Origin of the sequence: Burkholderia sp. Cy-637 (assembly GCF_011753175.1) — a bacterium.
In the GTDB taxonomy this organism is placed as follows: Bacteria; Pseudomonadota; Gammaproteobacteria; order Burkholderiales; family Burkholderiaceae; genus Burkholderia; species Burkholderia gladioli.
The window spans coordinates 69,710-91,710 of record NZ_VWWC01000010.1 but is presented as its reverse complement, the minus strand read 5'-3'; the positions used below and the strand labels follow the sequence as shown (position 1 = coordinate 91,710).

Annotated in this window: 20 protein-coding genes, 1 pseudogene and 1 riboswitch; of the genes and pseudogenes, 8 read left to right on the top strand and 13 right to left on the bottom strand. The window is 68.6% G+C overall.

Annotated features, from left to right (window positions below; translation table 11 throughout):
• The first annotated feature begins 55 nt into the window (after positions 1-55).
• The 3 genes from F3J10_RS36610 to F3J10_RS05350 all read left to right on the top strand — a co-directional run bounded on the left by F3J10_RS36610 (position 56) and on the right by F3J10_RS05350 (position 1,916).
• Complete coding sequence (locus tag F3J10_RS36610) at positions 56-1,291, top strand: GGDEF domain-containing protein (protein ID WP_167241442.1); 1,236 nt, start codon at positions 56-58, stop codon at positions 1,289-1,291.
• Positions 1,292-1,375: 84 nt separating this feature from the next.
• A complete protein-coding gene (locus F3J10_RS05355) occupies positions 1,376-1,690 on the top strand; it encodes a helicase (protein ID WP_167241440.1) in 315 nt (104 codons plus the stop codon).
• 10 nt (positions 1,691-1,700) lie between these two features.
• On the top strand, positions 1,701-1,916 hold the full coding sequence (locus F3J10_RS05350) for a DUF3820 family protein (protein WP_013690094.1): 216 nt from the start codon (positions 1,701-1,703) through the stop codon (positions 1,914-1,916).
• A gap of 54 nt (positions 1,917-1,970) precedes the next feature.
• Here the strand turns inward: F3J10_RS05350 and F3J10_RS05345 are convergent, their stop codons facing one another.
• Positions 1,971-3,167: a GGDEF domain-containing protein gene (locus F3J10_RS05345; protein ID WP_167241438.1), complete on the bottom strand. Its 1,197-nt coding sequence runs from the start codon at positions 3,165-3,167 to the stop codon at positions 1,971-1,973.
• 560 nt (positions 3,168-3,727) lie between these two features.
• Between F3J10_RS05345 and F3J10_RS05340 the strand changes: the two genes are divergently transcribed.
• A complete protein-coding gene (locus F3J10_RS05340) occupies positions 3,728-5,320 on the top strand; it encodes a hypothetical protein (protein WP_167233537.1) in 1,593 nt (530 codons plus the stop codon).
• A 306-nt stretch (positions 5,321-5,626) separates the two neighbouring features.
• On the opposite strand, the gene F3J10_RS05335 is transcribed toward F3J10_RS05340, so the two are convergent.
• Both F3J10_RS05335 and F3J10_RS05330 read right to left on the bottom strand, forming a co-directional pair.
• Positions 5,627-6,004 carry a hypothetical protein gene (locus F3J10_RS05335; RefSeq protein ID WP_025098323.1) on the bottom strand — a complete coding sequence of 126 codons (378 nt, stop codon included), beginning with the start codon at positions 6,002-6,004 and terminating at the stop codon, positions 5,627-5,629.
• 44 nt (positions 6,005-6,048) lie between these two features.
• Positions 6,049-6,151: riboswitch (SAM-I-IV-variant riboswitch) on the bottom strand.
• Between the two features lie 62 nt (positions 6,152-6,213).
• Complete coding sequence (locus tag F3J10_RS05330) at positions 6,214-7,833, bottom strand: MFS transporter (RefSeq protein WP_167241436.1); 1,620 nt, start codon at positions 7,831-7,833, stop codon at positions 6,214-6,216.
• Positions 7,834-7,990: 157 nt separating this feature from the next.
• On the opposite strand from F3J10_RS05330, the gene F3J10_RS05325 reads away from it, so the two are divergent.
• Positions 7,991-8,881 carry a LysR family transcriptional regulator gene (locus F3J10_RS05325; protein WP_098182841.1) on the top strand — a complete coding sequence of 297 codons (891 nt, stop codon included), beginning with the start codon at positions 7,991-7,993 and terminating at the stop codon, positions 8,879-8,881.
• 21 nt (positions 8,882-8,902) lie between these two features.
• Here the strand turns inward: F3J10_RS05325 and F3J10_RS05320 are convergent, their stop codons facing one another.
• Both F3J10_RS05320 and F3J10_RS05315 read right to left on the bottom strand, forming a co-directional pair.
• Positions 8,903-9,481 carry a type 1 glutamine amidotransferase domain-containing protein gene (locus tag F3J10_RS05320; RefSeq protein WP_167241434.1) on the bottom strand — a complete coding sequence of 193 codons (579 nt, stop codon included), beginning with the start codon at positions 9,479-9,481 and terminating at the stop codon, positions 8,903-8,905.
• Between the two features lie 147 nt (positions 9,482-9,628).
• A complete protein-coding gene (locus F3J10_RS05315) occupies positions 9,629-10,252 on the bottom strand; it encodes a LysE family translocator (RefSeq protein ID WP_167241432.1) in 624 nt (207 codons plus the stop codon).
• Positions 10,253-10,362: 110 nt separating this feature from the next.
• Here F3J10_RS05315 and F3J10_RS05310 point away from each other — a divergent pair, with 110 nt between their 5' ends.
• Together F3J10_RS05310 and F3J10_RS05305 are read left to right on the top strand one after the other, a co-directional pair.
• The gene (locus F3J10_RS05310) at positions 10,363-11,211 is read left to right on the top strand and encodes a LysR substrate-binding domain-containing protein (protein WP_167241430.1); all 849 of its coding nucleotides are present in this window, start codon (positions 10,363-10,365) and stop codon (positions 11,209-11,211) included.
• A 156-nt stretch (positions 11,212-11,367) separates the two neighbouring features.
• Positions 11,368-12,102, top strand: coding sequence for an FCD domain-containing protein (locus F3J10_RS05305; protein WP_025098317.1), 735 nt, complete (start codon positions 11,368-11,370; stop codon positions 12,100-12,102).
• Positions 12,103-12,126: 24 nt separating this feature from the next.
• On the opposite strand, the gene F3J10_RS05300 is transcribed toward F3J10_RS05305, so the two are convergent.
• A complete protein-coding gene (locus tag F3J10_RS05300) occupies positions 12,127-12,747 on the bottom strand; it encodes a hemolysin III family protein (protein WP_025098316.1) in 621 nt (206 codons plus the stop codon).
• 243 nt (positions 12,748-12,990) lie between these two features.
• Positions 12,991-13,926, bottom strand: a complete 936-nt coding sequence (pip, locus tag F3J10_RS05295; protein ID WP_167241428.1) for a prolyl aminopeptidase — start codon at positions 13,924-13,926, stop codon at positions 12,991-12,993.
• Between the two features lie 985 nt (positions 13,927-14,911).
• On the opposite strand from pip, the pseudogene F3J10_RS36170 reads away from it, so the two are divergent.
• Positions 14,912-15,307: pseudogene (locus tag F3J10_RS36170) on the top strand (glycine zipper 2TM domain-containing protein); the annotation flags it as partial.
• Between the two features lie 44 nt (positions 15,308-15,351).
• Here the strand turns inward: F3J10_RS36170 and F3J10_RS05285 are convergent.
• The 6 genes from F3J10_RS05285 to F3J10_RS05260 form a co-directional block, all read right to left on the bottom strand.
• A complete protein-coding gene (locus tag F3J10_RS05285; protein WP_025098314.1) occupies positions 15,352-15,786 on the bottom strand; it encodes a DUF1801 domain-containing protein in 435 nt (144 codons plus the stop codon).
• A 47-nt stretch (positions 15,787-15,833) separates the two neighbouring features.
• Positions 15,834-16,904, bottom strand: a complete 1,071-nt coding sequence (locus F3J10_RS05280; RefSeq protein ID WP_166914028.1) for an FUSC family protein — start codon at positions 16,902-16,904, stop codon at positions 15,834-15,836.
• Positions 16,905-17,255: 351 nt separating this feature from the next.
• Entirely contained in the window at positions 17,256-18,323 is a 1,068-nt protein-coding gene (locus F3J10_RS05275; protein WP_167241451.1) for a 2-aminoethylphosphonate aminotransferase, read from the bottom strand.
• Positions 18,323-19,477, bottom strand: coding sequence for a phosphonopyruvate decarboxylase (gene aepY / locus F3J10_RS05270; protein ID WP_025098311.1), 1,155 nt, complete (start codon positions 19,475-19,477; stop codon positions 18,323-18,325). Before aepY ends, F3J10_RS05275 begins: the two co-directional genes overlap by 1 nt.
• On the bottom strand, positions 19,474-21,159 hold the full coding sequence (gene aepX / locus F3J10_RS05265) for a phosphoenolpyruvate mutase (protein ID WP_025098310.1): 1,686 nt from the start codon (positions 21,157-21,159) through the stop codon (positions 19,474-19,476). The genes aepY and aepX overlap by 4 nt, the downstream gene beginning before the upstream one ends.
• Entirely contained in the window at positions 21,156-21,923 is a 768-nt protein-coding gene (locus F3J10_RS05260; RefSeq protein WP_013690110.1) for a phosphocholine cytidylyltransferase family protein, read from the bottom strand. The genes aepX and F3J10_RS05260 overlap by 4 nt, the downstream gene beginning before the upstream one ends.
• Positions 21,924-22,001 lie beyond the last annotated feature (78 nt).

Below are 22,001 nucleotides of genomic sequence, written 5' to 3'. Positions count from 1 at the left end.
CGACAGGTTGCCGGGATTTCGTCGACGGCCGGCATATAGGGTGGTGAATCGGGTGGTGAATCGAATCGAGCATGCCGGTGCCGCGTCCGAGGAGCAGGCGCCCTCGCTGAAGGCGCTGGCCGAATCGGAGCTGCGCCGCTCGGGTTTTCGCCTCGCCTTCGCCGGCCCGCTCGAGGCCCGCTACTGGCGGGACATCGCCGCCGAGCGGCTGCGCGAGCTGCGCTTCATCGCGATCTGGGGCGTGTCCGGCTATTTCTGCCTGGGCGTGCTGCTGAACCTGATCGTCATCCCGGATCCGGACTGGAAGGGCGTCGCGGTGCAACTGGCGGGCTCCAGCCTGCTGGTCGCCGCGATCATCCAGACCTGCCTTCGCGAGCGCGTCGCCGTGCGGATGCGCGAGCTCGCGCTGCTGGCCTGCTGCCTGATCTGCAGCGTCGCCGCGATCCTGATCGTCGCCGCCAAGCCGACGCCCGCCACGCTGCGCGATTTCCTGCTGGCGATTCCGCCCGCCAGTTTCGTGCTGATCTTCATCCGCCTGCGCTTTCACCAGGCCGTGGCGTTTTTCCTGGCCAATCTCGGCGTGTATGCGCTGAGCCTGTTCGTCCGCCCGGAAATCGGCCACGACGACGCCATGTTCCTGATCGGCTTCATGAACACGCTGCTGCTGCCGGCCCTGGTCGGCGGGCACGCCTTCGAGCGCGCCTCGCGGCGCATCTACCTGCATCAACTGCTCGATCGCCTGCGCAACGAGCGCCTCGCGGCGGAAAACCTGACGCTGGCGGGGCTGTCCTATACCGATCCGCTGACCGGCGTCGCCAATCGGCGGCGGCTCGACGCGGCGCTCTCCGAACTGGTGACGGCGCCCGGCCCGGCCGGCGCGCTGCTGCTGATCGATATCGACCGCTTCAAGGCCTTCAATGATCGCCACGGGCACCTGGCCGGCGACGCCTGCCTGTGCCATGTCGCGCAATGCCTGGCTTCGCAGTTGCAGGGCTTCGACCTGCTCGGCCGCTTCGGCGGCGAGGAATTCGCCGTGCTGCTGCCGCAGGCGAGCGCCGACGATGCGATGCGAACCGCCGGCAAGCTGCGCGAGGCGGTCGGGAACCTGCGCTTTTCGATCGAGGACCGGCGCGTCGGCGTGACCATCAGCGTCGGGGTGGCCGCGCGCGAGGGGCTGGCCACGCCGGAAGCCTTGATCGGCGCGGCGGACGCGGCGCTTTACGCCGCCAAGCATGCCGGCCGCGACCAGGTGCGGCTGGCTCCGTCGGCTGCGGGGCCGCGAGCCGGCTAGTCGGGCGGGGCGAGGATTCGACGGATTGTCGGGAGGGCGGCGCGGCAGGCGTTAGAATGGCAGCCTTTTTCTCGGGAGACGCCCATGTCCTGGTTCCTTTACGAAGTGCCGGAGTACCACGAGGATGCGGCACGCATCGAACCCTTCGGCGACCTGCGTAGCCGCGTGCTGAAGGACAGCGGCCAGGCGATGGCCGACGAACTGGAGAGCATCCGCGAGAATGCCGCGCAGACGGCGGACAAGCCGGCGCATCCGCTGCTCGCGCCCGACAATCCGCAGGTGTTTCCGATCCCCTATGCCGATTCGATGATCCTGGTGGGCTTCATCTTCGATCTGAAGCGCGAGGGCCGGCAACTGGTGGTGTCGCCGGTGGAGATGCCCTGGCTGAAGGAAGCCTGACGCGCCGCCCATGGACGCGAGCGAGCTCGAACGCCTGGTCAGCTTCGTGATGCCCTTCGGCAAGTACAAGGGCAGGGTGATCGCCGACCTGCCCGGGCATTACCTGAACTGGATGGCCCGGGAGGGCTTCCCGCGCGGGGAGGTCGGCCGGCTGCTCGCGCTGATGCACGAGATCGACCATAACGGCTTGAAGGACATGCTCGAGCCCTTGCGCAAGCGGGGCTAGGGCCGAGGCTTCCGGATCGGATGACGGTGTCCCGACCGGGCTCGGTGCCTCGTTTCAGCAGCGATTCAGGACGGCCGTTTCCACCGGCTCGATCCACCGGCCCTGCACCGCCCCCGCCAGCACCACGCAGTTCCGGCCTTTCGCCTTGGCGGCATAGAGCGCCGCGTCGGCTCTCGCCATCGCCGCGGCCAGGGTATCGCAGGCGCGGAACTCGTCGACGCCGGCGCTGAGGGTGCAGGCCACGCATGCGGCCGGCCCTTCGGAAACCGAGCTCGCCACGATCGCGCGCAGGCGATCGACCAGGCGCAGCGCGTCCTCCTTGCCGGTGCGCGGCAGCAGCAGCGCGAATTCCTCGCCGCCGACGCGGCCCAGCACATCGGCTTGCCGGATTTCCCGCGAGATCGTCGCGGCGACGTTGGCGAGCGCCTGGTCGCCGGCCGCATGCCCATGGCGATCGTTGATGCCCTTGAAGTTGTCGATGTCGAGCAGCGCGATCGACAACGGCGACTTCGCTCCCCTGGCCGAACCCAGCAGCGCCTCGGCGCGCGCGATGAAGGCGCGCCGCCCGAACACGCCTGTCAGGTCGTCGATGGTGGCCAGGCGTTCCATGCGCTCGGCCAGTCGATCGTGGGCCAGCATCACCATGCCGACCGACAGGCAGGGCAAGGTCAGGGTGGCCATGCCGAGAAACGCCACGTTGACGGGCGTCGCTTCCAGGAAATCGGTTTCGTGCGCCAGGCCCAGCCCATAGACGGCACATCGGATCACATGGACGAAGGCCCCCAGCAGCGCGACACCCGAGACGAAGTAATAGCCGTATCGCGGCCGGCCCACCGGCCGATGCCGTTGCACCAGCCAGGCGATGACGAAGCGCACATAACCGAGGAAGGCCGAGATGATCACGACCCGGGCATCGATGTCGGGCGAGAGGTAGGTCCAGTAGACCAGCCCGGCCAGGATCGCGCCGACCGCGAGGTATTCGCCGCTCAAGGAGGCACGCAGGTGAAAGAAGCGCCGGAAACCCTGGAGCGCGGACAGCGAGGCCACCACCAGCAAGGCGCTCGCGCCCAGGATGATGCTCGGCGAGCGCTGGAACAGCAGGAGCAGCGCGGTGACCGCCGCCAGCACGCCGCTGGCCAGGCACCAATGGCGGATTCCCGGTATCTGGGCATGGAACAGCGAGCCGAGAACGGCGACGCTCATCAGGCAGGACAAACTCGCGATGCCGATAAGCGCGGTCGGGATGGACATGGCGGCGTAACGAAAGAGGGCGATCCGCGAAGGCACGGGGCGCAACGCAAGGTCGCGCGGCTGGGTCGGATGCCTTCTGGCAAAGCGCGTATCGTACCGGAAGAAGTTTGCATCCCGATGCAATCCGGATTTCTAATTTTTCAGCCGGGTTGGGTGCGCGCGATTAGGTATCAGGGCCTCGATATGGCAGTCGCATCATTTCGGTTGAACCGTTCGGTGGTCGTGATGAAAGACGCGCCGCCGCGCCCATGACGACATGCGACTCCGACACCACGCCACCGAGAGTGCCGGCGAAAACGGGAATATTTTCATAAACGGCCTCAATGCCCGACACGACCCTCGGATTACGTCTGCATTGTTTCCTTGCTTACGGAAATATTGCGTAATATTTGGGCGACGCCTAGAATGCCTCGGCCCGATAGCCATGCTCGGCTGAATCGATTCGCGCAAGGCATGGGGAGTTGTGTCGGCGATACGTTACGGCAGGCGATAGCGGGGCGAGATGTTCGAGCATCTTCGGTAGTTCGTCGTTATAACAATTCAATCAAAGCCCAATTAATATGAAAAAGAAAAATCTGCTTGCAGTGTGCTGCGTCGTGGCATTCGCGGGGTGCGGCGGTGGAGGCGATTCAAATGGCGGTGCGACCGGCGGCGCCAAGGATGCTGGAGCGGGAGACAGTAATACCACGGGGGCCACGAGATTCATCCAGGCAGCGGGAACCCAACGCGTCTGGGACGAAGGGCTGAAAGCCGACGGCACTTTCGTTGCCTTTCCCATCAAGCTGCAGGTCACCCTTGATGACAACGGTATTGCCCTTGCTTCCTGGCGGGATGGTTTCGCAGACAGGCTGATGACCGCGGTTGCCGGTGCCGACGGGCAATGGTCGACTGCGGAAAAGCTGGCAAGCGGGGTGGACGATGGATTCCCTTATGCGCTGCGAGCGAATTCCGCCGGGCGGCGCGTCCTGCTTGTCATGAAAGCTCGCGTCCATGACGGCGATTATCCTTATGCCGCGTATTTTTATACGCCATCGGTCGGATGGTCCGCGCCGGTTCCGCTGACGCGACAACTCGCTGCAAACGATCCAGGTGCTTCGGATCTCACGGTCGACGACGATGGCACGGCATTGATTTCCGTTCGCGGCTACGATCTCCTCGGCTCCAGTTCACAGAATCGCGCGGTACCCGCCGAGTTGTTCCGGCTGAGTCCGGACGGTGCGAAGACGACCGGGGTTCAGACGGTGCCGATGTCGCCGACGGGAAGCCCCATGCCGTCAGGGGGCACGTCGGTTTTCAATACCGTCTACGCGAAACCGCCCAGGAATTCCGCTGGCAACACCGGCACGGGTTATCTTTTCTGGCAGGAAACGGCGCAGCCGGGCAATTTCACGTCGTCGATACTCGGTGCGATGCTCGAGACGCCGCCGCGCTATACGGTCCCCGCCAGCAATATCCAGGTCAGCACGTTGAACGCCGCGGGTAGCTCGCCCACGTATTCCTCGATATGCGGATCCAGTCTTCTGCAAGCGAAAGCGTCAGGCAAGTTCAAGGCGACTGTCCTTTGGGGGGATGTGACCTCCGCCGGTAAATGTCGGCTCATGGCGACGCGCCTGAGCGAGTTGCCGAGCTTTCAGGCGCAGACCGACGTGCTGGATGTGACTCCGGAGGGAAATAATGGCGCCTTGTCCGGCGCGAAGCTGCTGATGGATGATTCCGGGAACGCCTTGGCGATATGGGCGAGTTCGAACGACAGCGGCACGCATTACTGGTGGAGTCAGTCCCTGGCTGGCGCCGCATGGAGTCGCCCCGCCGATTTGAAATCGAGTCTCGGCATTGCGGACGACATGAATGTGTGGAGTTCCGCCGTGGCGATGAGTGCCGGCGGTGACGCCGTGTTTGTCGCCGCCACCAAGTCCAAGTACCAGACTCCCGATGCGAAAGACCAATTGAGCTATGCGCATTTCGGCTTCGGTGCCGGGTGGGGCAGCAGGACGGTGATTGCGGAAGGTGTTTCCACTTCCGGCATCCAGGTCAATGTCGATATCAATCGACGCGGCAAGGCGACGATCATGTACGTGGCGGCGCCGTGTGATGACACGTCGAATGCCGGAAAAACCTGCAAATCGGCTGCCGTCTACGCCTACAACTTCTGAATCGCCATTCAGTGATCGGTGCCCGGCGCGTGCGCGCCGGGTGACGCCGAACCGTGACCGGATCGAAAAACCAGCCCCGCTCGATATCTCGAAGCGGGGCTGGTCGCAATGGGATGCTGCTTACGCCAGCAACTCGGCACGTTACGAGTTCGTGCGTCCGCCCTATCTTGCGGCCGGTTGGTGATGTCCTGATGTTCGTGACTTTACGGAAATCCGGCGGCAGCGGATGTCGGACGGATCCGAAACACGATCGTCGAAGTACGAAATCGAGGGCCGCGGGCGGGGCGCGTTCGGGCGCGTGATGCCTCAGGCCGCCGTGCAGGCCGGGCGGCAGTCGTCGTAGTCCGGCGCGTCGTCGCCCGCATCCGCGCGCACGAAACGGTGCTCGAGGCGGATCCGCAGCACGCCGTCGAGCGCCAGCAACTGCTCGCGCAGCAGCCGCGCGCGGCGCTCGCCGATGCCGTCGAGCACGATGGTCTGGGTCAGCAGTTCGCGACAGCGCGACACGCGCGGTTCACCAAGCGGCGCGCCTTGTTCCGAAAGGAAGCTGGAAACGCGCGCGACGGCATCCTGGCTGGCGGAGGAAACGATCTGGAACAGGTGGATCAGGCGGGAGCCCGGCAGACACGGCGAGGAATCGGCGATCAGGTCGGCAAGGGGGGAAAGGCGAGGATTCTGCTGCATGCAAGCTCCGGTGACTGACTGAATTCGAACCGGTGCCGGCTGGGCCGCTCCCGCTTCGTTGCCGACTATCGGCCGCATCGCCTGGTGGCGTCCACCTTGCCCGGGTAGGCAGGTTGGCGTCGGGGAACCCGACTCTGGATGCAAGTGCACATCATAAGAAAAAACGCAGCCCTTGCCAAGCGGGCCGCATTTCGTCCGTTCAAATGACATCAGGCCCGGGACTGGCCCGCGTCGGCCAGGGGCCTGGCGGCATCGCCGGGTTCGGCGGCGTGCCCGGCGCGGCATTCGGGCGGCGCGACTTCGGTCGCGACCTCGGCCGCGTCCTCCGCCACGTGCACCCGGCTCAGGAACGCGAAGGCGGCCAGCGCGCAGAGCAGGGTGATCGTCGTGAGCCCGTCGAGCAGGTGCGCGAACGCGGCGTGATACGCGGCACGCAGGCCCGCCGCGCCGACGTCCGGCAGCCGCAAGGCCGCCTGCGCGAGATCGCCGGTGGCCAGCCGCGCGGCCGCGTCGGCCACGGCGGAAGGCGCAGCCGGCATCGCGCTCAGCAGGTCACGCTGGGCGAACGCGGCCAGCACGGCGCCCGAGATCGCCAGCGCGATCCCTTCGCCGGCCACGCGCGTGGTGCTGAAGATGCCGGCCGCCATGCCTGCGCGCGATTTCGGCACCACGCCGACCGACAGCCCATCCATCAAGCCCCATGGCAGCCCCGCGCCGGCGCCGATCACCAGCATCGGCAGCAGCACGGCGCTGTCGGCGGCGCCCTCGCGCAGCGCGCCGTTCAGCAGGTGCAGGCCCAGCGCGGCAAGCGCCAGGCCGATCCCCGAGATGGTGCCGGCCGACATCCAGCGCGTCAGCGTCGCGGCGACGAAGGGCACCACCAGCATCGGCGCCGAGATCGCCAGCATCAGCCAGGCCGCGTGGATCTCGTCGTGGCCGTCCACGCCGATGAAGCGCAGCGGCAGCAGCACCAGCAGCACGATGTAGCAGTAGCAGGTGGCGATCGGCAGCAACTGCACGCCGACGAAGCGCGGGTAGCGGAACAGCGTCAGGTCGAGCATGGGCCGCTCGCTGCGCGTTTCGATCAGCACGAACAGCAGCGCGAACCCCACGAAGCCCGCCAGCAGCGAGACCACGGCGGGCGAGGTCCAGCCTAGCGAGGGCGCCTCGATCACGCCGCAGGTGAAGGCGCCGAGCGCGGCCGTGAAGCTCAGCGTGCCGCCCAGGTCGAGCCTGCGCGCCTGCGGGTCGCGCGATTCGCGCATGCGCGGCACGCCGAAGCCCAGCGCCAGCGCGCCGGCGAACGCGCCGCTGGCGAAGATCGCGCGCCAGCCGAAACGTTCGATCAGCGCGCCGGCGATCACCGGCCCGAACGCGAGGCCGATCCCGAAGGTGGTGCCCAGCGCGCTGAAGGCGCGCGTGCGGGCATGGCCGTCGAATTCCTGGGCCAGCGCGGCGGTGCCGCCGGCCAGCGCCGCGGCGGCGGCCACGCCCTGCGCTGCGCGCAGCAGGTCGACCGCCAGGATCGAGGGCGCGAAGCCGAGCGCGGCCGAGCTGAGCGTGAAGCCGGCCACGCCGAAGGCGAACAGCCGGCGGCGGCCGAAGCGGTCGGCCAGCGTGCCGGCCGCCATCAGCAGGCTGCCGAAGCTGAGCATGAAGGCATTGGTGATCCAGGCGATCGCGGCGGGGCTGCCGCCCAGGTCGCGGCCGATCGCCGGCGTGGCGACGGCGCCGCCGGAGAAGGCCAGCGGCAGGGCTAGCGCCGCCATGCACACGGCGCCGAGCACCAGCAGCCGGCGGGTGGAATCGGGAGAGGTCGGGGAAGGCATGTTCGCTCCTGGAAGGGGCGATGCCGGCCGGTCGACATGGCCGGCATCTGGAGCGACCAACGATATTCGGGAATCAATCGACGAAAAACAGGCTGGGATTCCTCAGATAAGGGATTTATATTCCGCAATGTGATCAAGCGATCGGGGTCGAAGCGACATGGACAATCTGAACGGCATCGTCGCCTTCGTGCGCACGGCGGAAACCCTGAGCTTCGTGGCGGCCGGCCGCAAGCTCGGCATCTCGGCCTCGGCGGTCGGCAAGACCATCGCCAGGCTGGAGCGCTCGCTCGGCGTGCGCCTGTTCCATCGCACCACGCGGCGCGTCACGCTGACCGAGGAGGGGCGCCATTTCCACGAGCGCTGCCATCGCATCCTGGAGGAATTGCGCGATGCCGAGGCGACGCTCTCGGCCTCGGCGCAGACGCCGCGCGGCCGCCTGCGCGTGAGCCTGCCGGTGATCGGCTATCGCTTCCTGCTGCCGGTGCTGCCGGCCTTCAGCGCGCGCTATCCCGACATCGAACTCGATCTCGACTTCAACGACCGGCTGGTGGACGTGGTGGAGGGCGGCTTCGACGCGGTGATCCGCAGCGGCCAGCTCAGCGATTCGAGCCTGATGTCGCGCCGGCTCGGCCCGTTTCGCTTCGTGCTGTGCGCCTCGCCCGGCTACCTGGCGCGTGCGGGCGTGCCGCGCGGCCTGGCCGATCTCGCCGCGCACGAGGGCGTGCGCTACCGCTTCCCGACCACCGGCAAGCTGCAGCCCTGGAGCCTGCTGCCCGACGGCGGCGAGCCGCCGAACCTGCGCTGCGCGATGACCTGCAACAACATGGAAGCCTTGCGCGGCGCCGTGATCGCCGGCTTCGGCATCGGCTTCATGCCCGACTTCCTGGCGCGCGACGCGCTGGCCGCCGGCTCGCTCGTCGAGGTGCTCGAGCCGCATTCGATCGCGCCGGGACAGTTCTCGATCCTGTGGCCGTCGAGCCGCCAGCTATCGCCCAAGCTGCGCGTGTTCGTCGACTTCATGTGCGAGCACCTGTTCCCGGCGCCTTGAGACATGCCGGTACGCCGGCGCTCAGGCGTGGCGTTTCGCGTTGCCTTGCTTGCCGCCGCGCCTGGCCACCAGGCACTCGACCAGGGTCGAGACGAAGGCATCGAGATCGTCGGGCTTGCGGCTGGTGATCAGGTTGCCGTCGTGCACCACGCGCTCGTCGACCCATTCGCCGCCCGCGTTGCGGATGTCGTCCTGCAGGCTGGGCCAACTCGTCATCCGGTGACCCTTGACGATGCCCGCCGACACCGGCAGCCAGCCGCCGTGGCAGATCACGGCGATCGGCTTGTCGGCGGCATGCGCCTCGCTGACGAAGCGGCGCGCGGCCGGAATCATCCGGATCGCATCGCCGTTGACCACGCCGCCCGGCAGTACCACGGCGTCGTAGTCGTCGGCGCGCGCTTCGTCGAACAGGCGGTCGACCCTGGTGGGATCGCCCTTGTCGACATGCTTGAAACCCTGGATCTCGCCCGCTTTCTGCGAAATCACCTCGACCTTCGCGCCTTCGGCCTGCAAGGCGCGTTGCGGCTCGGTCAGCTCGACCTGTTCGAAGCCGTCGACGGCGAGAATCGCGATCCTGCAATCGTTCAGTTTGCCTGCCATGACATCCTCCTTGCTCGGTTGCGGCATCGACATGCCGGAACCGGTAAGGAGAGCAAACGGCATGCCGCCGTCGTGCCTGGCGGTGGCGCCGCGCGAGGCGGTGGATTTTTCAAGCGATTGTCGTTTCGCCCGAGCGCGGCGGGGCGCCTAGCGCCAGATATCGAGCGCCATCTTCGCGGCCAGCGAGAACAGCATCAGCCCCATCACCCAGCGCTGCGCCCGCAGCCAGTTCGGCCGCTTCGCCAGGAAGCCCGCCAGCGAACCCGAGCCGATCGCGACGGCGCCATTGACCGCCGCGAAGGCGCCCACCAGCGAGGCGCCGAGCAGCATCGACTGGCGGAACACGTCGCCGGCCTGGTAATCGATGAACTGCGGCAGCAGGGACAGGAACAGCATGGCGAGCTTCGGATTGAGCAGGCTGGTGGCCGCGCCCATCACGAACAGGCGGTGCGGCCGTTCGGCCTGTCGCGCATCCACCTCGAACGGCGAGCGCCCGCCGGGACGCAACGCCTGCCAGGACAGGTACAGCAGGTAGAGCGCGCCGGCCGCCGCCAGCACCCGCGCCGCGCCGGGAATCGTCAGGAAGATCGCGGTGAGGCCGAAGGCGGCGCCGAACATGTAGGTCAGGTAGCCGAGCATCACGCCGGCCAGCGAGGTCAGGCCCGCGCGCGGGCCCTGCGAGACCGAGCGCGACATCACGTAGACCATGTTCGGCCCCGGCGTGACCGCCAGCATCCCGCCCACCGCGACGAATTCGATCATGGTTCCCATTTGCGCCTTCCCTGCTGTCTTGCATGGTGTCGATGAGGCCAGTATCGGCCAGTCGTTTCGACGCGTAAAACGGATTAAACTGAAAAAATTACTCAGCTTTTCTGACGAATATGAAACAGCTCGATCTCGATGTACTGGAAATGGTGGTGGCGATCGCCGACACGGGCTCCTTCGTGCGCGCGGCCGAAGCCGTGCACCGTTCGTCCTCGGCGCTCAGCATGCAGATCAGGACGCTGGAGGAGGCGCTCGGCAAGCCGCTGTTCGCGCGCAGCACGCGCAAGCTGTCGATCACGCACGAGGGCAGGATGATCGTCGACTACGGGCGGCGCATGCTGGCGATGCGCGAGGAAGCCTGGGCCTCGGTGGTGCGGCCCGAGGTGCGCGGCCGCGTGACGATCGGCGTGCCCGACGACTATGTCTCCACGCTGCTGCCTTCGGTGCTGCGCAAGTTCGCGATCGCGCATCCACGCGTCGAGATCCGCGTGATCGGCCTGCCCAGCAGCGCGCTGGTGCCGCTGATCAAGGACAACACGGTGGACCTGGCCTGCATGACGCGCACGCGCGGCGTGTCGGCCGAGTTCATCCGCCGTGAGCCGGTGGTGTGGGCGGCGCTGCCCGACAACCGCCCGATCTGGGAGGAGCGGCCCTTGCCGATCGCCGTGTTCGGGCACGCCAGCGCGGCGCGGGCGCGGGCGGTCGGCGCGCTGAACCAGGCCGGGATCCGCTACCGCATGTCCTACGAGAGCCCGAGCCTGCTGGGCGTGATCAGCATGGTGGAGGCGGGGCTCGCGATCGCGCCGCTGGCGCGTTGCAGCGTGCCGGCGCAACTGATGCAGCTGGGCGAGGCCGAGGGCCTGCCGCCGCTGGAGGACGTCGAGGTGGTGCTGGCGCGCAGCGCGAAGTCGGCGCGCCCGCCCTGCGATTTCCTCGCCGAGCAGATGTTGAGCGACCTGCGCTGAGCTGCCGGGCCGGGTGGACGGGGCACCGGGCCGCCGCCGCGAAGCGGCGCCCGGCTTCGCAAATCGCGACGCGAACGCAGCCCGGAGATGTTTCCGGGCATGCCCTCATGCCATACTGCGCGTTGATTCTTTTGTCAGCTCAATCGATCCCGAGGTATGCCCGAGCGTCTCCCCGCCAGATTCGGCAAGCCGGCGAGCAGCATGAACGCGCCCGAGGCGGCCGTCGACCGGATTCTCGCGGCGCTGAGCGCAGGCGAATTGAAGGCCGGCGACAAGCTGCCCGACGAGGTCGAACTCGCGCAGCACTTCGGCGTGGCGCGCATGGCGCTGCGCACGGCGCTCGGCGTGCTGCGCGATCTCGGGCTGGTCAACACCACGCGCGGGCGTTTCGGCGGCACCTTCGTGTCGACCGAGATCCGCGAGCGCTTGCGCAGCATGGCGCTGGAGCCGCGCTTCAGCGCCGGGGAGCTGCGCAGCCTGTCCGACTGGCGGCGCGCGATCTCGGGCGAGGCCTGCCATCTGGCCGCGCTGCGTGCCACGGATGCGCAACTGGCCCAACTCGCGGCGCTCGCGCAGGACTTCGTCGACGACATCCTCGATACCGACGCGCGGCGCCTGGCCGATGCGCGGCTGCACGTGCTGATCGCCGAAACCACCGGCTCGCGGCATCTGATCGAACAGGAGCGGGCGATCCAGGAGGCCTTCGGGCGGATCTACGACTCGCTGCCGATCGTCCGGCACCCCCTCAATATCGCCTCGATGGACCACGCGCCGCTGCTGCAGGCGCTGCGCGCCCGCGACGGCGAACGCGCGCGGGCCGCGATGCTGGCCCACGTCGAATCGACCTATGCCTGGTGTTGTTCGCTGCTGCGCGTGCAGCGGCTGGACTGAGCGCGGCGCGCCCGGCCGCCGGCGCTACATGATGTAGGCGGCGACGCTGATGAACTGGCAGAGGCTGCCGCCCAGCACGAACAGATGCCAGATGCCGTGGCCGTGGCGGATCCGCTCGTCGTTGATGAAGAAGTAGATGCCGGCGCTGTAGAGCACGCCGCCGGCCAGCAGCCAGGCCACGCCTTCCGAGGACATCGCCACCACCAGCGGGCGCAGCGCGATCACGCCGAGCCAGCCCATCAGCACGTAGAGCACCATCGAGATGATGCGCGTCCTGCGTCCCAGCGTGAGTTCCTGGACGATGCCGAACAGCGCCAGCCCCCAGATCACGCCGAACAGCGTCCAGCCCCAGGGGCCGCGCAGCGTGATCAGCGTGAAGGGCGTGTAGCTGCCGGCGATCAGCAGGTAGATCGCCGAGTGGTCGCATTTCTGCAGGATCGCCTTGAGGCGCGGCTGGTGCACGCTGTGATAGAGCGTCGAGACGGCGTACAGCACCAGCAGCGCCGCGCCGTACACGGCCGCGCTGACCACGCGGTAAGGGTCGCCCTTGAGCGCGCCCATCGTCACCAGGGTGGCCAGTCCGGCCATCGACATCAGCGCGCCGACTCCATGCGTGATGCTATTGAAACGTTCACCGACCAGCACGGCATGACCTCTTGTTGCTTGAATGCTTGCAGACCAAAAACAGCCGCGATGCCGACCGGGCCGATATCCGGGATGTCGGCAACGGGCAGGCAAGGCTGAAGGGGGCGCCACGCGCTCGATCCTGACCACATCCTGCGTCGGTCAAAAAAGCGTGGCGCGTCGTGATGCGCGAAAGCCACGGCGCGGACAAAAACCCTGCGATTTTACGCGAGCCGAGGCGCCGGGGGCGGTTCGGCCGCTGCGTCAGCTTCGCGCGAAGCGGTCGGTGGCGGCCAGCAGGGCGCGCAGGATGCCCGGTTCGTCGTAGGCGTGGCCCGCATCGGGCACGATTTCCAGGCTCGCTTCCGGCCAGGCGCGCGACAGGTCCCAGGCGGTGCGGGCCGGGGTCGCGACGTCGTAGCGGCCCTGCACGATCACGCCGGGAATCTTCGCCAGCCGGTGCGCGTCGCGCAGCAACTGGCCTTCCTCGACGAAGCCGCGATTGACGAAGTAATGGTTCTCGATCCGCGCGAAGGCCAGCGCGTAGTGCGGATCGTCGAAGTGGGCGGCCAGGGCGGGGTTCGGCAGCAGGGTGATGGTGCGGCCCTCCCAGACGCTCCAGGCGCGCGCGGCTGCGAGCTTGGCGGCTTCGTCGTCGCCGGTCAGGCGGCGGTGGTAGGCGGCCATCAGGTCGCCGCGCTCGGCTTCGGGGATCGGCGCGAGGAAGGCTTCCCACAGATCGGGGAACAGCCAGGAGGCGCCTTCCTGGTAGTACCAGAGCAGTTCCGCGCGCCGCATCGTGAAGATGCCGCGCACCACCAGCTCGCTGACGCGTTCGGGATGGGTTTCGGCGTAGGCGAGCGACAGCGCGCTGCCCCAGGAGCCGCCGAACACCAGCCAGCGCTCGACGCCGACCATCTCGCGCAGCCGCTCGATATCGGCCACCAGGTGCTGCGTGGTGTTGTTCTCCAGGCTCGCGTGCGGCGTGGAGCGGCCGCAGCCGCGCTGGTCGAACAGCAGCACGTCGTAGCGCGCCGGGTCGAACAGGCGGCGATGATTCTCGCCGCAGCCGGCGCCGGGACCGCCGTGCAGGAACACGGCCGGCTTCGCTCCCGGCGTGCCGCAGCGCTCCCAGTACAGACGATGGCCGTCGCCGGTGTCGAGGATGCCGTGCGCGTAGGGTTCGATCGGTGGGTACATGCGGCGTGCTCCGAGGCAGGGAGGAAGGGCGATCGCGCGCGCCAGCGGCCGCGCGACCGGTGTGGCGCCATTATGCCGAAGCCCCGAGCGCGTCGCGTTCGCGGCCGCAACAGACTTTACAGATGCTTACCCGAATCCATGCCGACCCGGGCGCGCGGGTTCCCTATACTCATGCCGTTTTCCCGATCGCGGGCCGTCGAGGCCCGTTACGACGATGCCCTCGCGTGTCTCCCGTTTCCCCGGTTTTTCCCGCGCCTCGCGTGTGTTCGCCTTGCATCCCGCTCCGGCGCTGATCCGTGCCGCCTGCTGCGTGCCGCTCGCGGCCGCCGCCTTGTTGCCGATGCAATCGGCCCTGGCGGCCGGGCTCGACGGCGGTGCGAACGGGTCGTGGCTGCTGGCGCAATCGGCGTATGGGCAGCCGGGTTACGGCAGCGATCCGTCGGCCTATGCGCCGCCGGCTTATCGCCAGGACGATGACAATGAGCCGCCCGTCTATGGCCAGCCGGCGAATCCCGCGCAGCCGGCCTATCCGCAGCGCGGCGCCGACGCGCCGGGTTATCCGCAACCGCCTTACGGCGGCCAGGCGAATCCGTTGTACGCGCAACCGAATGGGCAAAACGGCGGGCAGGCCTATCCGCCGGCCACGCGGCAATCCGATGGCGGCCAGGGTTATGGCGGCGCGCAGCAGGCGCCTTATGGACAGCCGAACGGTTATCCGCCGCCCGATGCCGCGCCGCCGCCCGATGACGGCGCCTATGACCAGGGGCAGCAAGATGGCCAGCCCGGTTATGGCGGGCAGCCCGCGTATCCGTCGCGGCAACCCGGTTACGGCGGGCAGCAGTCGGGCTATGGTGCCCAGCCTCCCGGTTACGGCGCGCAGCCGCCGGGCGCGGATGGGCAGGGGCAGGCCTATCCGCCGCCGAGCCCGCCGCCCGGTTATGCGCCGCCGCCTTATGGCGCACCTTCGGCACCGGCGTCGGGCGCCCAGCCCGGCTACGGACAACCCGGCTACGGCCAGCCCGCCTATCCGCAAGCCGCCTACGGCACCCAATACGGCACCGTGGCCGCGATCCGGCCGATCGGCGGCTCGACCAGCCCTTCGGGTGTGGCGGGAACCGTGGTCGGCGCGCTGGTCGGGGGCGTGCTCGGCAACCAGATCGGCCATGGCCGCGGCCGCGGCGCGGCGACCGTGATCGGCGCGCTGGGCGGCGCGGCGCTCGGCAACCAGGTCGGCCAGCAGATGAATGCGCCGGGCGGCTACCGGATCGACGTGCGGCTCTCCGACGGCTCGATGCGCGGCTTCGACGTGCCCGGTGCCGGCGACTGGCAGCCCGGCGATCGCGTGCGGATCGACGGCGGGAATCGCCTGTCGCGGTATTGATATCGAGCGGGGCGGGGCGCCGCCGCGGCGCTTATGGTTGGCGCTTAACGCGGGCGCTTCGGCCGGGTTTTCCTCGCCTCGGCGGCCGCGGCGTTGAGCGCGGCCGCTTCGCGTAGCAGGGCGATGAAGGCAGCTTCGTCGATGCCGGCGCCTTCATGCAGGTCGATCGCGCGCCGCACCTTGCCGTCCAGGCTGGCGTTGAACAGCCCGGCCGGATCCGGCAGCGAGGCGCCTTTCGCGAAGGTCAGCTTGACCACGGCCCGGTAGGATTCGCCGGTGCAGACGATGCCGTCGCTGGACCAGACCGGCGTGCCCATCCACTTCCATTCCTCGACCACCTCGGGCAGCGCCTGCCGGATCAGCTCGCGCATGCGCGCCAGGGTTCGGCCGCGCCAGTCGCCGAGTTCGGCGATGCGCGCGTCGATCAGATCGGAGGCGCCGGCCGGGGCCGCCTCGGCCGGTTTCGCTGCTCGATTCATGGCGTTCCTCCAGGTAGCCGGCGCGCCCGCTGGTGGCGTCGACCGTCTCAGATATTCCACTGCATCGACACGTCCTGCAGCCGCTGGCGCATCAGGTCGCATTCGCGCGCGATCTTGTCGTCGATCGAGACGAAGCCGGAAAGCTGGGCCGGCACCTCGGCGCCTTGCGGCACGCTGATCGCCGGCAGCGGATGCAGGCGCGCCAGCGTGCCGAACTTCAGCGCGCGGCTGGGCCCGATCAGCAGCCCGTGGATGCGGCGGTTCAGGCCGCGCAGCGTGGTCTGCACGTAGCGGCGGCCATCCACGTCGCCGTCGGCCGGCTTCACGCTGGCCAGCATCTCGAGCGAGCTGATCACCAGCCTCAGCGAACGCTGGATCGCGTCGAGCTGGGCCATGGTGATGTCGGTCTCCTTCGACACCCAGGGCATCAGCGAGCGCATCTGCACCAGCAAGGCGTTCAACGCGGCCATCTCCTTCAGGTGGGCGGTGTCGCTGACGGTCTTGTCGGCGACGATCCGCGCATGCACCACGGCGCAGGCGCGCAGGGCGTCGGCGAGCTTGTAGCGCCACGAATAGGTGGCATAGAGCGGCAGCGCGAACGAGAAGGCCAGCGCGATGCCGATCCCGACGATCACGTTCACGGCGCGCCAGAGGCCGTCGACGATCTCGTTGTCGCCGTGGCCGGCCACGATCAGGATCGTGATCGCCGACAGCAGGGCGATATAGCCGGCCTTGCCGATCGCGTAGTAGGCGCAGATCCCGCACAGCACGCTGATCACCAGGTAGGTGAGCAGGGGCCACTGCAGGGCGGATTGCAGGACGATCAGCGCGAGCCCGGCCACCGCGCCGATGGTGGTGCCGAGCGCGCGCTCGGCGGCTTTCTTGCGGATATTGCCGTGATGCTGGAGGCCGCCGATCACGATCAGCACGGTGATCGAGGACCACTCGCCATGCGGGATGTTCAGGCCGGTGGACAGCGCGATCGACACCAGCACGCTGAGGGCCACGCGCGCGGCATGGATCAGCTTGGCGTGGCGGTAGCGGCGATAGGGATCGAGCAGCGGGCGGAACAGCGTGCGCAGCGCGGCGGGCAGGCGGAGCGTCGGGGAAGCGGTCATGGAATGCGGCAGGGATACGACTGGATGCGGGCGCTCGCGCGGATGGCCGTGGTACCGGCCGCGGCCGCGGCCTGTACCACACGTTTCGTGATTCTAAAGGATGGTGTAGGGGGCGCACCCCCGTGAAAACGCGACGGGGAGCGTCGATGCGAACCGATGCATGCGGCGACCGGCGCATCGAGCGGAGATTATAGGTATCCGAATTGTTTCAAAAAAGAGATTCAATCGAGGGCATCGATTCGCGCGTCGGCGCTCGCGGTCTCCAGGGCAGGCGTGCCGCAAAACAAAACTGGTGCCGTTCGGCACCCGTTTTATCGTGGCTTGCGCCCGGCGTCGCGCGCCGCTCGGAGCTCAGCGCGTGAGCGCGCCGAACCCGTCGAGCAGCCGGTCGACATCGGCTGGCGAGATCGCGCCCATGGTCGAGACGCGGAACAGCGAGGCCGACAGGCCGCCCTGGCCGGCGTAGATCACGAAGCCGCGTTCCTTGAGGCCGTCGTGCAGCGACTCGTAAGCCACGCCCGCCGGCAGCTTGTAGGCGCGCAGCACCACCGAGGATTCGCCGTCCGGCAGCACCAGCGGCATGCCGCGCGCGGCCAGGCCGTCGCGGACCTGGTCGGCCAGCGCCTGGTAGCGCGCGTGGCGCGCCTGCCAGCCGCCTTCGTCCTCGAACTCGCGCAGCGCCTCGACCAGCGCGTAATAGGCATGCACCGAAGGCGTGAACGGCGTGTTGCGCTGCGCCTGCAGCTTGGCCAGCCGGCCCAGGTCGAGGTAGTAGGTGCGCGAGGCGGCGCGCGCCAGCGCCGCGCCGCGCACGATCACGAAGGCCGCGCCGGGCACGCCGTGCAGGCACTTGTTGGCGGTCGCGGCCACCGCGTCGGTCACGCCGTCGGCGAAGTCGATCGCCTCGGCGCCGAAGCTGCTGACGCCGTCCACCAGCAGCCGCGCGCCATGCCGGCGGCACAGCTCGGCGATCGGGCCCAGCGCGTTGAGGCGCCCGGTGGTGGTTTCGTGATGGATCACCGCGACGTGCGTGATGGCGCGATCGGCGGCCAGCGCGGCCTCGACGCGGCCGAGGTCGGGCGCTTCCATCCACTCGTGCTTCAGCACCTCGTGGGCGATCCGGTATTGCCTGGCGATCTGCGCGATGCGCTCGCCATACACGCCGTTCTCGATCACCAGCAGCTTGCCGTCCTCGGGCACCAGGGCGGCAATCATGCTTTCGACGGCGGCGGTGCCCGAACCCGTCATCAGCACCGCCTGCCATTCGGCCGGATCGAGCTCGTAGGCGGCCACCAGGCGGCGGCGCGCCTCGTCCTGCAGGTCGAAGAATTCGCTTTCGCGGTGGCAGAGGTCGGTCTGCAGCAGGCTTTGGCGCACGCGCTCGGTCAGCGTGACCGGGCCGGGGTTGAGCAGCAGCATCATTGGGCTCCCGCGCCGATGTGGCGCATCAGACGTTCCTTCACTTCGACCGGCGTCACGGTCGGGCGCGGCAGGCCATCGGGCACGCCGGCGCGGATCGACAGGCTGGCGAAGCGCGTGCCGTCGGCCGGCTCGGCGAACAGCGCGTCGATCACGCCCAGGTCGCCGCCTTCGCGCGCCGAGGCGTAGCCGCAGGCCGCCGCCACGCCCGCGAACGAGACGCAGGGCGAAACCGTCGACTGGCCGCCGGTCGATTCGTGCGCACCGTTGTCCAGCAGCAGGTGGACCAGGTTGCCCGGGCCATAGGCGCCGAGCGTGGCGAACGCGCCCATGCGCATGAGCGCGGCGCCGTCGCCGTCCACCGCCACCACGGTCAGGTCCGGGCGCGCCAGCGCCAGGCCCAGCGCGAGCGGCGTCACGCAGCCCATCGAGCCGACCATGTAGAGCTGGTTGGCGCGATCGTCGAGCGCGTAGAGCTCGCGGCCGCAGAAACCGGTCGAGGCCAGCACCACGGTGGAGTCGAGCGGCGTGCGCTCGATCACGGCGGCCAGCGCCTGCTGGCGCGTCGGCTGCTCGGCGGCCGCGGCGCGGGCCGAGACGGGCGTCGCCGCCTGCGCGCGCGGCGCCGGCATCGGCGCATCCTTGAGCGGATACGAGGCCACGCTGCCTTTTTGCATCACCAGCGCGTAGGGCCGGCCGGTCTCGTCCATGTGGCGGATCGCGCGCTCCAGCGCCGGGGCGATCTGGTCGGCCTCGGTCGGGAACAGCTCCCAAGGGATTTCCATGGTGTCGAGCATCTGCGGCGTGATCGGCCCCATCAGCGCGTGCTGCGGCTCGTCGTGCTCGCCCGGCTTGCCGCGCCAGGTGACGATCAGCAGTTGCGGCAGCTTGAAGGTCCAGGTCAGCGAGGTCAGCGGGCTGACCGCGTTGCCCAGGCCCGAGTTCTGCATCATCGCGATGCCACGCCGCCCGCCCAGCGTGGCGCCCGCCACCAGGGCGACCGCGTCGCCCTCGTTGGCGGCCGACACGTAGTGCAGCGTTGGGTCCTGCAGCACGTAGTTGATGAACGGCGTCAGGTACGAGCAGGGCACCCCCGCGTACCAGTCGAAACCGCGCTCGCGCGCGGCCTCGACGAACTGGGCTGCCTCGATCATTGCGCGTCCCCGGCGGCGGCGCCGTTGGCCAGCGGCGTCTGGCCGTGGGCGAAGTCGCCGGCGCGACGGAATTCGTCGAGGTCGTTCACGCCGCGCCAGTGGCCGTGCACGTATTGCACCGAGATCTGCTCGCCGGCTTCCACCAGCGCGTTGAGCAGGGCCGGGATGTCGAGCTGGTCGAAGTCCGGGCGTGCCTGCAGCTTCGCGATGGTCGCCTTGAGGCGCTCCACGCCGGCGCCGCGCACGTTCAGCAGGCCGACCCAGCGGCCGTGCGGCGCGCCGTTGCCGGCGTCGCCGGCCACGCGCTGCAGCGTGATCTTCTGGCCGAACAGGCCGCGATCGTCGGGCGCCGAGCACAGTGCGAAGTCGCGTACGCTCTGGTTCGGCGAATCGGTCAGCGAGGAATCGACCACCACCGTGAACTCGGCATCGCTCTCGGCCAGGTCGCGCACGATGTAGCTGCGGAACAGCAGGTCGCCGTAGGAGACGATGGTGTCGCCCTTGATGCGCTCGAGCGCGCAGGCCAGCGAGCTCAGTTCGCCGGTCTCGGCGTGGCGCTCGTTGACCACCAGCTTGATGCCGGCGGTGTCGATCGCGTCGGCGCGATAGCCGCCCACCACCGTGATGTCGTTGACGCCTTCCTTCTTGAAGCCGTCCACCAGCCAGCGCAGCAGCGGCTTGCCGGCGATCGGCAGCATCACCTTCGGCTTGTCCTCGGTGACGGCCTCCAGGCCCTTGCCGCGGCTGGCGGCCAGCAAGACCGCCGAGTTCGACGAACGCGAGGAGGAGGACAGGTAGATGCGCTCGGCCGCCGAGTACTCGTCGGCGTCCTGCAGGCGGAAGATCTCGTTGACGGTGGCGACGCGGTCCTCGACGTTCACCAGGGTCTGGTTCTCGAAGATGTCGCGCGCGGTGGCCTGCATCGAGGCCGCCGCCGAGCGGACCAGGTGGTTTGCCCAGATCACGGTGCTGATGCCGGCCTGGCGGAACACGTCGGTCGGCGTGCTGTAGTACTTGGTCGGCACGATCACGATCGGCGCGCGGTTGTTCCACTGGCGCGCGAATTCGAGGATCTCGTCCGGACGCGACAGCTTGCTGTGCATCAGGATCGCGTCGGCGCCGGCATCGGCGTAGGCATGCGCGCGGCGCAGCGCCTCGTCCATGCCCCAGCCGGCGATCAGCGCCTCGACGCGCGCCACGATCGAGAAGTCCGGATCGGTCTGCGAATCCTTGCCGGCCTTGATCTTGCCCGCGAACTCGTCGATCTCGGCCAGCGGCTGGCGCTCGCCGTCGATGAAGCTGTTGGTCTTGGGGAACTGCTTGTCCTCGATGCACACGCCGGCGATGCCGCGCTGCTCGAGCTTGCGCACCAGGCGGCGCATGTTGTTGAAGTTGCCGTAGCCGGTGTCGCCGTCGAGCAGGATCGGCAGGTCGCTGGCATCGGCCATGAACTCGAGCACGTCGACCACCTGGGTCCAGCTCGCCTCGTTGTTGTCGCGCACGCCGAGCGCGGCCGAGATCGACAGGCCCGAGCCCCAGATGCCCTTGAAGCCGGCCTCGCGCACGATGCGCGCCGACAGGCCGTTGTGCGCTTCCATCAGGAATTCGAGGTTGCTGCTGGTCAGCATGCGGCGCAGCCGAGCCGCGCGGGATTCGGTGAAATTGGGTTCGCGTGCGTTCATCGTGCGGCTCCTACGGTATTGCGCTGAATCAGCGGCAGAACTTCGTCGCGGGCACGCGCGACGTCGTTGGGGAAGTCGATTTCGATCCACGGGGCGCCGGTCACGTCGGCGACGTCGAAGTCGCGGCCGCCTTCGAGCAGCAGGTCGCGCACGGCTTCCTCGTGGGGCAGGTTGGCGCGGCCGGAATCGACATAGCCGGCCACGATCTCGGCGAGACGGCGGGCGGTGCCTTCGCTGAAGCGGAAGAAACCGACCGATTCGCCGATGGTGTCGTATTGGAGGTCGACGGCCAGCTGCTTGCGCAGCTCGACCGGCACGCCGTCCTTCACGCAGAGCTTGACCGGCTCGTCGCCGGCCTCGAAGTCGCGGTCGATCAGCAGGCGATCGACGGCCTGCTCCGGGTTCGCGACCAGCGCCTGCATGATGCTGTCGTCATAGAGCACGTCGGCGTCCATCAGCAGCACGTCGCCGCCGCGCGTGAGCGCCTCGGCCGCGGTATGCACCGTCAGCACGCTGCCGAGGTCGAAACGCGGGTTCAGGACGATCTCGGCCTGGCGGCCGAGGCGGGCCAGCTCGGCCTCGACCTTCTCGTGCTGGAAGCCCAGCGCGAGCACGATCTCGGTCACGCCGAGCGTCTCGAGCAGGCGCAGGTGGCGCTCGAGCAGGCTCACCTCGTCGAAGCGCAGCAGGCACTTCGGATATTGCGCCTCGGGGGGCAGTTGCAGACGCAGGCCGAGGCCCGCGGCGAGAATGATGGCTCGCATTGATTACTCCACGCAATGATTGTCACATGGCCGGAAGAGGGTCCGGCCGAGGGGCCGCCTGACGTCGATATCGGGTCG

Coding starts and splice junctions, on each gene's coding strand:
- F3J10_RS05260 (WP_013690110.1), bottom strand. CDS start 21,923: ATGCGAGCCATCATTCTCGCCGCGGGCCTCGGCCTGCGTCTGCAACTG.
- F3J10_RS05275 (WP_167241451.1), bottom strand. CDS start 18,323: ATGCTGCTGCTCAACCCCGGCCCGGTCACGCTGACCGAGCGCGTGCGC.
- aepY (WP_025098311.1), bottom strand. CDS start 19,477: ATGATCGAGGCAGCCCAGTTCGTCGAGGCCGCGCGCGAGCGCGGTTTC.
- F3J10_RS05325 (WP_098182841.1), top strand. CDS start 7,991: ATGGACAATCTGAACGGCATCGTCGCCTTCGTGCGCACGGCGGAAACC.
- F3J10_RS05355 (WP_167241440.1), top strand. CDS start 1,376: ATGTCCTGGTTCCTTTACGAAGTGCCGGAGTACCACGAGGATGCGGCA.
- F3J10_RS05285 (WP_025098314.1), bottom strand. CDS start 15,786: ATGAATCGAGCAGCGAAACCGGCCGAGGCGGCCCCGGCCGGCGCCTCC.
- aepX (WP_025098310.1), bottom strand. CDS start 21,159: ATGAACGCACGCGAACCCAATTTCACCGAATCCCGCGCGGCTCGGCTG.
- F3J10_RS05305 (WP_025098317.1), top strand. CDS start 11,368: ATGCCCGAGCGTCTCCCCGCCAGATTCGGCAAGCCGGCGAGCAGCATG.
- pip (WP_167241428.1), bottom strand. CDS start 13,926: ATGTACCCACCGATCGAACCCTACGCGCACGGCATCCTCGACACCGGC.
- F3J10_RS05335 (WP_025098323.1), bottom strand. CDS start 6,004: ATGCAGCAGAATCCTCGCCTTTCCCCCCTTGCCGACCTGATCGCCGAT.
- F3J10_RS05345 (WP_167241438.1), bottom strand. CDS start 3,167: ATGTCCATCCCGACCGCGCTTATCGGCATCGCGAGTTTGTCCTGCCTG.
- F3J10_RS05320 (WP_167241434.1), bottom strand. CDS start 9,481: ATGGCAGGCAAACTGAACGATTGCAGGATCGCGATTCTCGCCGTCGAC.
- F3J10_RS05310 (WP_167241430.1), top strand. CDS start 10,363: ATGAAACAGCTCGATCTCGATGTACTGGAAATGGTGGTGGCGATCGCC.
- F3J10_RS05280 (WP_166914028.1), bottom strand. CDS start 16,904: ATGACCGCTTCCCCGACGCTCCGCCTGCCCGCCGCGCTGCGCACGCTG.
- F3J10_RS05340 (WP_167233537.1), top strand. CDS start 3,728: ATGAAAAAGAAAAATCTGCTTGCAGTGTGCTGCGTCGTGGCATTCGCG.
- F3J10_RS05350 (WP_013690094.1), top strand. CDS start 1,701: ATGGACGCGAGCGAGCTCGAACGCCTGGTCAGCTTCGTGATGCCCTTC.
- F3J10_RS05315 (WP_167241432.1), bottom strand. CDS start 10,252: ATGGGAACCATGATCGAATTCGTCGCGGTGGGCGGGATGCTGGCGGTC.
- F3J10_RS05330 (WP_167241436.1), bottom strand. CDS start 7,833: ATGCCTTCCCCGACCTCTCCCGATTCCACCCGCCGGCTGCTGGTGCTC.